At 57.7% G+C, this 12123-nt stretch carries 9 protein-coding genes and 2 pseudogenes; 9 read left to right on the plus strand and 2 right to left on the minus strand.

Annotation, left to right across the window (positions count from 1 at the left end):
- Positions 1 to 5 precede the first annotated feature (5 nt).
- From AC56QP_RS09840 to AC56QP_RS09860, 5 genes and pseudogenes are all read left to right on the plus strand, one after another.
- Entirely contained in the window at positions 6 to 1079 is a 1074-nt protein-coding gene (locus tag AC56QP_RS09840; protein ID WP_497100585.1) for an ABC transporter ATP-binding protein, read from the plus strand.
- Positions 1080 to 1979 (plus strand): ABC transporter permease, encoded by a 900-nt coding sequence (locus tag AC56QP_RS09845; protein ID WP_497100584.1) that lies wholly within the window; start codon positions 1080 to 1082, stop codon positions 1977 to 1979.
- Positions 1976 to 2770 carry an ABC transporter permease gene (locus tag AC56QP_RS09850; protein WP_489859879.1) on the plus strand — a complete coding sequence of 265 codons (795 nt, stop codon included), beginning with the start codon at positions 1976 to 1978 and terminating at the stop codon, positions 2768 to 2770. Before AC56QP_RS09845 ends, AC56QP_RS09850 begins: the two co-directional genes overlap by 4 nt.
- Positions 2771 to 2815: 45 nt before the next feature.
- A pseudogene (locus tag AC56QP_RS09855) lies at positions 2816 to 2923 on the plus strand (RodZ family helix-turn-helix domain-containing protein); the annotation flags it as partial.
- Positions 2924 to 2987: 64 nt separating this feature from the next.
- Positions 2988 to 3346 (plus strand): annotated as a pseudogene (locus tag AC56QP_RS09860) (3-oxoacyl-[acyl-carrier-protein] synthase III C-terminal domain-containing protein); the annotation flags it as partial.
- A gap of 290 nt (positions 3347 to 3636) precedes the next feature.
- Here the strand turns inward: AC56QP_RS09860 and AC56QP_RS09865 are convergent.
- Positions 3637 to 4035 carry a hypothetical protein gene (locus AC56QP_RS09865; RefSeq protein ID WP_489859878.1) on the minus strand — a complete coding sequence of 133 codons (399 nt, stop codon included), beginning with the start codon at positions 4033 to 4035 and terminating at the stop codon, positions 3637 to 3639.
- Between the two features lie 744 nt (positions 4036 to 4779).
- Complete coding sequence (locus AC56QP_RS09870; RefSeq protein WP_489859877.1) at positions 4780 to 4986, minus strand: hypothetical protein; 207 nt, start codon at positions 4984 to 4986, stop codon at positions 4780 to 4782.
- A gap of 1067 nt (positions 4987 to 6053) precedes the next feature.
- Here AC56QP_RS09870 and AC56QP_RS09875 point away from each other — a divergent pair.
- The 4 genes from AC56QP_RS09875 (at position 6054) to AC56QP_RS09890 (ending at position 11841) form a co-directional block, all read left to right on the plus strand.
- The gene (locus AC56QP_RS09875) at positions 6054 to 8141 is read left to right on the plus strand and encodes a hydantoinase/oxoprolinase family protein (protein ID WP_497100583.1); all 2088 of its coding nucleotides are present in this window, start codon (positions 6054 to 6056) and stop codon (positions 8139 to 8141) included.
- A 10-nt stretch (positions 8142 to 8151) separates the two neighbouring features.
- Positions 8152 to 9975, plus strand: coding sequence for a hydantoinase B/oxoprolinase family protein (locus AC56QP_RS09880; protein WP_497100582.1), 1824 nt, complete (start codon positions 8152 to 8154; stop codon positions 9973 to 9975).
- A 58-nt stretch (positions 9976 to 10033) separates the two neighbouring features.
- Positions 10034 to 10699 (plus strand): SDR family NAD(P)-dependent oxidoreductase, encoded by a 666-nt coding sequence (locus AC56QP_RS09885; protein ID WP_497100581.1) that lies wholly within the window; start codon positions 10034 to 10036, stop codon positions 10697 to 10699.
- Positions 10700 to 11199: 500 nt separating this feature from the next.
- On the plus strand, positions 11200 to 11841 hold the full coding sequence (locus tag AC56QP_RS09890) for a helix-turn-helix domain-containing protein (protein WP_489859873.1): 642 nt from the start codon (positions 11200 to 11202) through the stop codon (positions 11839 to 11841).
- The last annotated feature ends 282 nt before the right edge of the window (positions 11842 to 12123 follow it).

Consider the following 12123-nt stretch of genomic DNA (forward strand, 5'->3'; position numbering starts at 1 on the left):
ACGAAATGGGACATTCCGACGTCCTCCGCTTGGTCGACGTGACCAAATCCTTTCGCAGCTTCAATGCACTTAAACCAGTCAATCTGAATATCCGGGATGGTGAGTTTCTCACCATCCTGGGTCCTTCCGGATCCGGTAAGACAACCATCCTGCGCATAGTTGGCGGCTTCACACCGCCAACGAGCGGGCGCATTCTTCTGCGCGGCACGGACATCGCCAAAGTCCCGATCTTCAAACGACCCTTCAACACCGTCTTCCAGGACTACGCACTGTTTCCCCATATGACGGTGGCGAAGAACGTCGGCTATGGCCTACGTATCCGACGCATGCCGCGAGCAGAGATCGACCGTCGGGTCAAGGCGGTGCTGGATACAGTCAATCTCACCGACAAAGCGGGCCGCTATCCCTCCGAACTGTCGGGTGGGCAGCGGCAACGCGTGGCACTGGCCCGCGCCATCGTTTGTGAACCGCAGGTGATCCTGCTGGACGAACCCCTGGCGGCACTCGACGCGGAGCTCAGGCGCTCAATGCAGGAATTCCTGAAGAATTTACAGCGGCGCATCAAAACGACCTTCGTCTTCATCACCCATGACCAGGAGGAGGCGATCTCCATGTCGGATCGCATCGCGGTCATGGACCATGGCAAGCTCATCCAGGTCGGCACGCCTCAGGAAATCTATTACAAGCCGAAGACCGAATTCGTGGCCAAATTTTTCGGCGAAAACAATCTGCTCCCCGCGTGCCCAAAGACGGACAGCGGCGTGTCGGTAGTTGAGACCCCGCTTGGTGTCCATGCCGCCTCGACGAGTGATCGTGACATCCTCGCCGCTATCCGACCGGAGAGCTTTGGCCTGCACGAGGAAGGCGCCGACCCCGGTCCCGGCCAGCGCGTCTCCAAAGCCAGGTTGGAGAATGTCACTTTCCTCGGCGCGACCACGCAGTTGTCGCTGTCCTTGCCAGGCGACCATCGAATAAAGGTGCGCATTCCCACGGCGGGCTGGTCATCGAGATTGCGTCCCGGCCACGACGTGGCCCTGCGTTGGGCGGAGGCCGATGTCAGCTTCTTGCCGAGGGGATGAATGATGGCGACAACCGGGATCACGGGCGAAACTCCGGCTTTTGATAGCTGGAGAAAGCGTCCGCCGCTTGGTGTAACCCTGGCTCGGACGCTAGTGTATGGCCTGCCGACCGTGATCATACTGCTGCCATTGCTCTGCTTCCTGGGCTACAGCGTCCTAGAACAGGACAATGGCAAGGTCACCGGCCGCCTGACCCTGGCGAACTACGCGGCCTTCTTTGAAAGCGGCAGCTACCTTTTTGTCTTCCTCGGCACGCTAAAACTGGCGCTCGTCGTGGCAACCGTGGCATTGCTGTTCGGCTACATCATCTCATACGTGATCTGGCGGCTCGAAGGCTCGCAACGCTACCTCCTTCTGCTCCTGAGCGCACTCCCCCTGGTGATGAATTATGTCGTTAAGATTTACGCGGTTCGCAGCATACTGGGCTACAACGGATTTCTGAATTCAATATTGCTGTCGCTGGGCGTCATCGCGCAACCCAGCAAGCTGCTAATATTCAACCAGACCGCAGTGATGATTGCCATGACTGTCATCTACCTGCCCTTCGGCATATTGCCTATTTTCCTTGCGCTCGAACGCATCCCACAATCTTTGATCAGCGCCGCAGCCGACCTAGGAGCCAAGCCGGCACAGATATTCTTAACCGTCGTCCTGCCGCTCAGCCTGCCGGGCTCCATTGCCGGCGCGCTGTTCGTCATGGTCATCTCCGTCGGTGACTACTTGACGCCGCAGATGGTCGGCGGCAGCGACGGCTTCACCTTTGGCCGCGCCATCTGGAGCCAGTTTGGCATGGCTTACAACTGGCCATTCGGCGCGGCATTGGCCGTCATCCTTCTTGTGACCGTCGTCGTTTTGATTGGTCTCGCATCGCTGATAGCGAGATCGGGGAGGATCAAATGACCCGACTGGAGCGGATCACCATTGCCGGACTCTGGCTAATAAGCGCCCTCACTTTTTTTGTGCTCTATGCGCCGGCCCTCATCGTCATTCTCCTCTCCTTCTTTGGCGTCAAGGATCATCGGATCGATTGGGCCAATCCCAGCCTGGAATGGTATGGCAAGTTTGCCGGCAATGCCCAGCTAATGGCGGCGCTCTCGAATTCGCTGCTTGTCGGCGCGATTGCCGTGATTGTCTCGACCACAATCTCTCTGGGCCTCGCCTACTATATGAAGACGGGTGTCCGCAGGGGACAGACCTATGTCGAATTCGTGATCTTTCTACCCTTCGTGCTGCCGGCGATCATCACTGGTATCTCGCTGCTAACAGCCTTCCGCGCGATCGACGTCGATCGCAGCCTGGTCACAGTAACGGCCGGTCACGTGGTTATAATATTGGCCGTTATCTATCGGATGATAATGATACGCTTGGATTCCCTTGAGAGTTCGCAGATAGAAGCGTCACTCGACCTCGGCGCAAATAATCTTGAAACCTTCTTGTACGTAGTGTTTCCGCAACTTAGATCCGCCTTGGTTACAAGCTCGCTGCTCGCGTTTGCATTGTCATTCGACGAAACCTTGGTAACCTTCTTCCTCGTTGGCGGGGAAACAACCCTTCCGATGCGCCTCTGGGCGATGATGCGTACCGGATTCACCCCGGAGATCAACGCGCTCGTGTCCGTTGTGCTATGCGTCACGTTGTTGTTTGCGGCGCTTGGCGCAATGTCGCTGCGCACGAGTATGGAGCAGAAATGACCATAGGCAGGAAAGGCGGCCCGGCCATTGGAACAATGGAAAGACATGAATGACAAAGGCAGGAACCTTGGCAAGCTGTTGCGAGAACGCCGAGCCTATCATGGGTGGACGCTCTCGGACGTGAGTTCGATGACCGGCATCGCAATGTCGACTCTGTCGAAGGTCGAGAACGGGCATGTCTCGCCCAATTTCGACACAATCCTGAAACTGTCGCACGAAGGCCGTGGACACGATGACAGCGTGTTCAAAGGACGCACTCGCCGCGGCCCAGTTGCAGCCGCAGGACATCGATCGGTTCGTGCCGCACTAGGCCAATGCCCGCATTTTTTGATGCGTTCGGCAGGAACCTCGGCATAGCAGATCAAGCAATCGTCAAAGATGATCGCCGACTACGGCAACTCTTCCGTCGCGACGATCCCGCTGTCCCTGTCGCTAGTTCACCAGATGGAGCCGCTTCAGCCAGGCGAGGAGATTCCGCTGGCGGCCGGTGCGGGTCTTAGCGGCGGTGCGCTCGTCGTCGGAATGAGCCGTGCGTCCGGTTGCAGGCGAGAGTGCCAACAACGACGGCTAGGATAACAGACGAATGCGAGAAACAGTCGTCGGCAAACTGCACGGCAACTCCGGCGCCAAAAGAGCGAAACTCCAGCAACTCGCTGAGTTTGCTGAGGTTTTCCGCCAAGACTGGGCTGCGGGAACGCGCGACCCCGACATTCACCGATCGTCGCGGTTTGAGTAAACCTATCGCATGGCTCATACGACCGTGGTGGACCCAGAGGATGTTCTGCTAAATAGGAGCTCACATTCTGCTAAGGGCAGTCCGCCTGCACGGATATTGTCGATCCACGCGACAGTCTGGCCTTAGGTCGCTATTCGCCGTACCGGCGCTCCAACGCGTAGGCAATTCGCTCGCAAAGCAATTCTGAGGTCGCGGCTGTGAGGTGGAGACGAAGGCGAACTCCGTGTGTATCGACTAGGGTAGTGACAATCCCGCGATCAGAGTACTCGGCGAGGTCGAGAACATCGTTGAGGATGAAGTCTGGTATTTCGCGCTTAGAGCGCTCATCCACCGGGTTCTCCTCCCAAAGTGGTGGCTTTCCGGGCAGGCCGAGCCTAATTCGCTGCAATTCGGCGTAGTTCTCGGCAACGGCTTGCGCGTTGAATGAATGCCGACTTACTTTACCATTTTCGACGACCTGGACAATCCATTGGCCGCCGACATTTTTCAATCGCACGTCATTCGGTTCTCCGGCAACCATATCGGTCATCCGTTTTAGCAATCAAGAATGGGGAATGGCAGTGGAAGTCCCAAGCCGCAGTATCGCTCTGTAGACAAACAACTTCCCCCTATGTGAAATTAAAATCTATCTTTTCTCACAGCATGTCGTCGATACATTATGGCATCCCTTCAATTCAGTCAGAATGCCCGACGCTCTAAGCAAACCTATCGTCGTCTTCACCGAAGACGGCATCGACAACCTTCGGCATATCGTCGATGAGCGCAGGGCTCGGAGCCACGCACCGACGAAACCAACTGCAGAAAACCGTCGCCCGAAATCAGGTCACCACGGCCCTGGCCGAATGGTTACCCGGCCGAACCAAATGATGGCTTTGTGAAAGGTTCCAAGAGGGCTTTCGCGAGAAAGGCGCTTCCCGGCCTCTGTGGTGGTACTGCCGAACGTAGAGGCCACAAACTAGAGATGTTTGCGCGGCCGCTCGCGCCGCAGGACCACCCAGTCTCGGGGAAGCCGGACATACCTTGGTTTCGAGATATTCCCCGACCTCAAACACAGCCATCTCGCGCCATACCAGACTGCTTGTAGCCACCATCAGTCGACTTGGCGGCCCGACCGTGATCAACGGGGCGAGCCAATATCAGTGTCGGTCGTTCGACTGCCGCCGCCGCGTAGTTTGTATTCTCTACTTTGCCATCGAAACGCTTCAATCGGTCAAGCATGCCGTCGCTGGAAGTGGTACCCCGACGAGACCCCCCTTGGTGTTTTCTCTGCCTTCTATGGATGCTCCCTCGCGCTGCCAATTTCATTCTGAAATGCGCGATCGTCTCGAAGGATGTCGCTAACCTCGATGTAGGGCATCTCCAGAAAATAACTTAGCAATCTTTGATTTGAGTTGCGGGTCAGCAGCATGAGTTCCCGCAGCACCGAGCGGATGTATTCGGCGTTTTTCCGTTCGGACGGTTTGAGCGGGTGACGCGGCATGCGTATCTTCCGACGGTGACGCTGCGCTTGTAGTTCCGCGTCTTCGCCAGTTGCAAGATCCGCGCTCCACGGCCTAACGCCCAAGGTTCGGACCGCCTCTAAATGAAAGTTCGATTTCAGGGCAGGCTAACCTCTCAATTGCCACTTCCCTCATCTCGAGGGCGACTTTTCTTAATGCACCCCATCATACCCTTCGAAACTATGTTATTTGTTTGCGTCATGGAGCCTGTCATCATCATTCGTCACGCCTCACCAGACATTTCGGTGACTACAGTTTTTTGCCGCCAACGGACACAAGCATCCATTGGCGGCGGTCGCAAAGTACTAGCCGGGGAGGACAGGTAGTGCTGTGCGCCCAACGCTAAAGACTGCGCTCGATCATCTTTGCCCAGAGGGGAACCAAGAAAAGACACGAGCGCTTGTTGTAAGAAGTCTAAGCGCTCCGGCTAATTTCTCCTTATTGTCAGTCATGTTCCCTCTTATGAGTGATTTCAGCCAACAGCGTCGTCGGCCGCAAAATCGGACAAGCTGACGCCCAAGGTTCGAACCAGCAGGCCCCGGGGCGCTGCGCTACTATTGAAAAAATCGCTCCCTCTCATCGCCCGATAACGGAACGTGGAAACACAGTTTCACATTGGAAACATAATGTCAACTCCGAATTTTTGTTGCGGAATTCGCCTGCTTGTTGCGTGATCTAAGTGCTCTATGCGCGATTGCGTGTCCGAAAGATCCGCCGAGTTGCACGCACGGCCCTACGCTGCAAAAGATAAATTCGCGAACTAAAGCAATATCCAACTCATGTAGGGAGGGAGCTACATCCTCAACCGGCTACGGCGATAGCAATCGCCGAAGTCGGCCTCCGTGACAAAATTTTCCCTCTTGCAACTATGTTTCTTTTGTGAAAAATAGGTAAAGGCAGTTGGTCTGCTGGGCCCCAAATCTCCCTGACAAGCACGTCCGAGGGATAGTGCGACGCGCGTTTCGATCGGTCGACGCTCCCTTGCTGGTTCAGCATTGGCGACAGATGAGGTCGATCACGGTGGTGGGCTCGTCCAAGAGGTTCTGAAATGACCCATAGAAACGGAACAAGCGGTTCCATGCGTTTGTCGTGCGACACTGGCGGCACTTTTACGGACCTCGCCGTGGAGATCGGCTCCGAGATACTGATGTTCAAGAGCCTCACGACTCCCGATGATCCCGTGCGGGGCATCTTGAATGCAATCGACCTAGCAGCGAAACATTTCGGAACGGAGACAGCCGCGTTCCTTTGCAAGGTAGATACCTTCCTTCACGCCACTACCCGCTCGCTGAATGCCGTGCTGACGGGCAATGTCGCGCGCACAGCATTCCTGACAACCAGGGGGCACCCTGACGTCCTGGTTATCCGTGAGGGCGGGCGGGCGGATCCCTTCAACTACTCCCTTCCTTTCCCCGATCCCTACATTCCGCGCTCCCTCACTTACGAGGTCGCCGAGCGGATCGACGCGAGCGGCAGGATCGTGGAGCCGCTCGACGAGGCGGCGCTCGTCGCCACCCTTCACCGAATGCGCAACGATGGTGTCGAGGCGATCGGTGTCTGCCTCCTGTGGTCGATCGCAAATTCTGCCCATGAAAGACGCGTTGGCGCGCTGATCCGAGACACTCTCCCCGGCATTCCGTTCACCCTCTCGCACGAACTAAATCCGACGTTGCGCGAGTACCGGCGTGCTTCTGCGGCCTGCATCGACGCGTCCCTGAAGCCGACGATGAACCATTATCTTCAGACGCTGAGCGATCGGCTGGTCGCAGTGGGGTTCAAGGGTCGACTTCTGATGGTCACCTCACAGGGCGGGGTGATGGACGCACAGGCGGTGGCGGCGGCACCGATCCAAGCTCTAAACTCCGGCCCTGCCATGGCGCCGGTCGCGGGCCGGCACTATGCCATGCGCGACTTCCACAGCAACGTCGCGATCGTAGCGGATACCGGAGGCACCAGCTATGACGTGTCCGTGGTGCGCGACGGACGGATCCCGAGGACCAAGGAGAGCTGGATTGGACAGCCATTTCAAGGGCATCTCACCGGCTTCCCGTCGGTGGACGTGACGAGCGTTGGAGCAGGTGGCGGCTCCATCGCCTGGGTAGACGAGGGCAACCTGCTGCACGTCGGTCCTCAGAGCGCGACTGCGATGCCGGGGCCGGTCTGCTACGGCCAGGGCGGAACGCTGCCCACGGTCACCGACTGCGCCGCGATCCTGGGTTACATCGATCCTGCATATTTTCTCGGCGGCACGATGCCGCTCGACGTTCCCGCTGCGCGAGCGGCTCTCAAGAGCCATGTCTCTTCACGCCTAGGGGTCAGCGTGGAGGAAGCCGCACTGGCGGTCATGGCTCTGACGACTGAGAAGATGGTCGGCGCCATTGAGGAAATCGCCGTAAACCAAGGCATCGACACAACGGTGGCGACCCTTATCGGTGGTGGTGGGGCCGGAGGCCTGAACGCTGTCTCGGTCGGGCGCCGGCTGAACTGTCGATCAGTGATAGTTCCTGAAAGCGGTGCGACGCTGAGCGCCGTGGGCGCCCTGATGTCGGATCTCTATGGCGAGTTCACGGAAGTCGCCTACATGACGAGCGCTCGCTTCGATTCGTTGACAGCAAAGAAGGTGGTCCGTAGCCTTCGGGCGAAATGCGAGGCCTTCATCGCCGAATACGGCGAAGGTTCGCTGCGCAGCTCAATCGAAATCGCCGTGGAAGCGCGTTATCCCAAGCAGGTCTGGGAGATCGAAATTCCTGTCAACAATGAGAATTTCGACGACCCGATCTCCGTCGCGGAGCTCGTGCAAGGCTTCCACACCGAGCACAAGACCCTCTTCCAGATCAGCGACGACGCGTCGGGAATTGAAATCATCGCCTGGCGTGCATTCGTGCGATGCGTGCTGAAGGAAACTGAGAGCAGGGCCGAGGTGGCTACGACCCCATCAATGGAAGAGACGCGGCGGCCGGTATATCTCTCCGGAAAGGGTTGGACCGACGTGCCTGTTCGAAAAGTTGGTGAGATGCCCAGTGGCCACGCCCTCACCGGTCCGGCCGTGATCGAATCGCCGTTCACCACCGTCGTGATTGATTCCGGCGCCGTCGTTACTCGGACCGCCGGCGGCGGCCTCGTCGTTCAATTCTGAGGAGAGTTCCATGAGCGGGTCCGTTTCTGACGGCGGAATTGAAATGGCGATCTTGGCGAGCCGCATCGACAGCATCGCCCGCAAGATGGCTAATACGCTATTCCGAACGGCCCGTTCGGGAGTTCTCAACAGCGGCCATGACTTTTCGTGCGTCGTGCTCACCGCGGACTGCCGGTTGGTTGCGGGCGCGGTCAGCCTACCCTCGCATGTGATGTCCGGGCCAGACGAGATGGCCCGCTACATTGCTTCGATGCATCCCGGCATGGAACGCGGCGACGCATTCCTTCACAACTCGCCGTACCACGGCAACTCGCACGCCGCCGACCATTGCCTTTTCGTACCCGTCATCGACGACGACGGCGTGCATCATTACAGCGTGCTCGCTAAGGCCCATCAGGCAGATTGCGGCAACTCGAAGCCCACCACCTATATCGGCGACGCGGTAGACCTCTACGAAGAAGGTGCCTTGATCTTTCCTGCGGTGCAGGTACAGCGCGCCTACAAGGACATTGGTGACATCATCCGCATGTGCCGCGCACGCATTCGCGTGCCCGATATCTGGTGGGGCGACTATCTCGCGACGCTCGGGGCCGTGCGGATCGGCGAGCGCGAATTGCTCGCCCTCGGCCGGGATGTCGGCTGGGATCGTCTGGCTCGTCATGTGGAGAACTGGTTCGACTATTCGGAGCGCCGCATCGACGCGGCCATCCGCCGCCTGCCAAACGGCAGCGCGACGACAATCAGCAGTCATGACCCCTTCCCCGGTGCCCCTGACGGTATTCCGGTCAAGGCTCACGTCACGGTCGATGCACAGAATGCCCGCATAGCCATCGATCTGCGCGATAACCCCGACTGTCTGCCCTGCGGCCTCAACCTGACGGAGGCCACGGCTCGCAGCGGAGCACTGCTCGGTGTCTTTAACGCGCTAGGCGACCACACTATTCCCTCCAACTTCGGATCCTTCCGCCGCATCGAGATCGCTCTTCGCGAGAACTGTGCTGTCGGTATTCCAATCCATCCGTTCAGCTGTTCGGTCGCCACGACGAACCTCGCTGACCGTGTGGTAAGCGCCACTCAGAGCGCGCTCGCGACAATCGCAGCAGGCTACGGCATGGCAGAGGCAGGACCGATCTATCCAGCTGCCGGCGGTGTAATTTCAGGCCGCGACTCGCGACTTGACGGCGAGGCCTACGTCAACCAGGTCCACCTCGGAATCTCCGGCGGACCGGCGACACCGCATCAGGACGGATGGCTGACGCTCATCCATGCCGGAAATGCCGGCATGTGCCGCCACGACGCGATCGAAGTGGACGAACTTTCATATCCGATGCGGATTTTCGAGCGACGCATATTGCCAGATACCGGCGGTGCCGGGACGTTCCGCGGAGCGCCTTCCATCAGGGTCGAGTTCGGCCCAGCCCACGATGCGCCAATGCGGGTGTTCTACAATGCAGACGGCATGACCAACGTTGCCAAGGGCGTCCGCGGCGGTCATGACGGCGGGGCAGCCACGGTTTTGAAGCGCACTGCCGATGGCAGCCTTGAGGTGCAACCGGCTTGCACGGGTGTCTGGCTCGCCAAGGGCGAAAGCATCCTCTCGGTCTCGTCCGGCGGCGGTGGTTATGGCGATCCCGCCGAACGCACAGAAGCGTCGGTGGTTGGCGATCTTAGAGAAGGGTACGTTTCCCAGGAACAGGCCACGAGCGTCTACGGTGTAGTTTTCGACGATTTTGGCAATGTCAATATCGACGCCACGCGCTCTGTGCGGCTGGCTCGGAAACGGGACACGAGAGCGGACGTCGGGGGTCCTTCCGTTGCAGCTCGGGCTTTTTGACAATCAAGGTGACCTAACAGCAGGGCTTAACTAAGCACAGCGGTATTGGAGAATCGATATGGGCAATGATTCCCCCAGGAAAATCCTGGTAGCAGGCGCTTCCCGTGGCATCGGACTGGGTCTCGCGAGGGCTCTTTCCTTTTGCGGCCATGAAGTAATTGCCACAAGCCGCAATGGCGACAGGAACAACAAAATCAATGTTTGGCTGCCGCTGGACATAAATGACAAGACTTCTCGTATGAACCTCGTTGCCGATAAGCGCTTGGCTGCACTAGAGCACGTTGTGATTTCTGCAGGGGTTATGCCGAAAGACATTGATGAGACTCTCGATCGCGACCAGGTTTCCAACCTCTTTTTTACAAACGCCATCTCACCCGTTGCGTTTGTGGAGGATGTGTTGCGCGAGCATAGCCGATCGGTACGCGGAGTAACGATGCTTGGATCTAGAATGGGATCAGTGAGCCTTAATGAGATTGGAGACCATTGGCTCTATCGATCCAGCAAGTCCGCATTGACGTCGGCTGCCCGGAGCCTGTCCATTCGCCACCCCAACCTGATCGTCACGGTCGTTCATCCGGGCTGGGTGCGGACCGAGATGGGGGGCGAGGATGCGGACATAGACGTCGACACATCCGTTCGTGGTCTGATGTCGCTGATCTTGTCCGATCGCGAGGAGCCAAGCTTCCTGTATTGCAACTACCTAGGCGAGACCATTCCCTATTGACGGGATCTTTTGCGATCCAACATTCCCAACAAGGCCCAGCACTTTTTGGCTAGCCTATACGTACGATCAGCAAAGTGACTTGCCCGTAGCGGGCGGCACTGGTTCAGACTGCTATTTTGATCGCGAAAGTTGCCAGCAGCGGGATTGGCAGAGGGCACACCAACCGGCTGCTTTTCTTTGCGCATTGGAGATTCCCGTCGCGTGACCAATCGCGCTCCAATCGTACTCCCTTCAGAGTTTGAGGTCGGATGACTTCTGCTTCGGCGGCATCCGCGCTACGCTGCATAGCTCAGGCAACGGGCTCTTACGCGTGTACTGCGTAAGAGCTCCCGCCACATGGCTTTGATGTTTCCTTCAATTTCATGTATGAAACGTCATATCAAGAATTGTACGGCTTGGCGATGAGGTCGGCGGGCCACGGGCGAACGATAGGTGAGCGTGGAATGGATGACGAACGAAAGACCACCGGAATGAGCAGCTCCGCTAGGCGAGCGCCCCCAATGATCGGTCAAGTTCTTCGAGAACGTCGGGGCTACCATGGCTGGACTTTGGCCGACGTCGCTGAGAAGACGGGTATCTCCAAATCGACCCTGTCGAAAATAGAGAACGATCTAATTTCACCATCCTATCAAACGATTATTCAGCTTTGCGCTGGTCTTGACATCGAGATCGGTGACCTCTTGGCCCCTAGTTCCAACGGCCAGGAGCCCAAGCATTTGATGGGGCGTCGCAGCATCAGTCGTCAGCACGAGGGTCTGGTGATGCAAGATAATAACTACAAGTATGTGTATCTTTGTACCGATATCGCACATAAGCGCATTATCCCTATGGTCATCGACGTAAAGGCCGACTCGCTGGAACGTATCGACGGACTTTGGAATCATGTCGGCGAGGAGTTCGTCTACGTTCTCGAGGGGGCCGTTACCCTGTACACGTCACTCTACGAAGAGACTGTGCTGGAAGCAGGCGACGGTGCCTACTTCGACAGCACCATGGGACACGCGTATATCGCCACCGGCGGCAAGCCCACCCGGCTGCTTGTCATGTGTTCGAGTGCGACCCCAAACTTGGCCCAGACTCTCCGGGAGATACTGAAGCAGCGCCTCAATGCGACTGACAAAGACGACCCTACCCCGGAATGAGAGTTTACGGGATTTTCTCTTCGGAAACTCTTGACAACTTCAAGCGCCGAAGACATGATTCCTTGCAAGGCGTGGCAAGGGATCACGAAGAAATATGACCAACTTTGGCGCCTGCTCCAAGGACGAAGATAGTTGATCTTCGATGGTTGCCGGGACCGGACATGCCCTGTTCGCCGCCTGAAGGTCAACAAATGGCTCCGGGGGAGACTATGCTCTTTCGTGCTGATTGGTCGGACGAGTTCTACAAGCCGCTGCTGGAAGGCATTGGCTACGAGCGATCTC

It is taken from the genome of Mesorhizobium sp. RCAM 05104, from assembly GCF_059683645.1.

Coding starts and splice junctions, on each gene's coding strand:
- AC56QP_RS09885 (WP_497100581.1), top strand. CDS start 10,034: ATGGGCAATGATTCCCCCAGGAAAATCCTGGTAGCAGGCGCTTCCCGT.
- AC56QP_RS09845 (WP_497100584.1), top strand. CDS start 1,080: ATGATGGCGACAACCGGGATCACGGGCGAAACTCCGGCTTTTGATAGC.
- AC56QP_RS09865 (WP_489859878.1), bottom strand. CDS start 4,035: ATGACCGATATGGTTGCCGGAGAACCGAATGACGTGCGATTGAAAAAT.
- AC56QP_RS09840 (WP_497100585.1), top strand. CDS start 6: ATGGGACATTCCGACGTCCTCCGCTTGGTCGACGTGACCAAATCCTTT.
- AC56QP_RS09850 (WP_489859879.1), top strand. CDS start 1,976: ATGACCCGACTGGAGCGGATCACCATTGCCGGACTCTGGCTAATAAGC.
- AC56QP_RS09870 (WP_489859877.1), bottom strand. CDS start 4,986: ATGCCGCGTCACCCGCTCAAACCGTCCGAACGGAAAAACGCCGAATAC.
- AC56QP_RS09875 (WP_497100583.1), top strand. CDS start 6,054: ATGACCCATAGAAACGGAACAAGCGGTTCCATGCGTTTGTCGTGCGAC.
- AC56QP_RS09890 (WP_489859873.1), top strand. CDS start 11,200: ATGATCGGTCAAGTTCTTCGAGAACGTCGGGGCTACCATGGCTGGACT.
- AC56QP_RS09880 (WP_497100582.1), top strand. CDS start 8,152: ATGAGCGGGTCCGTTTCTGACGGCGGAATTGAAATGGCGATCTTGGCG.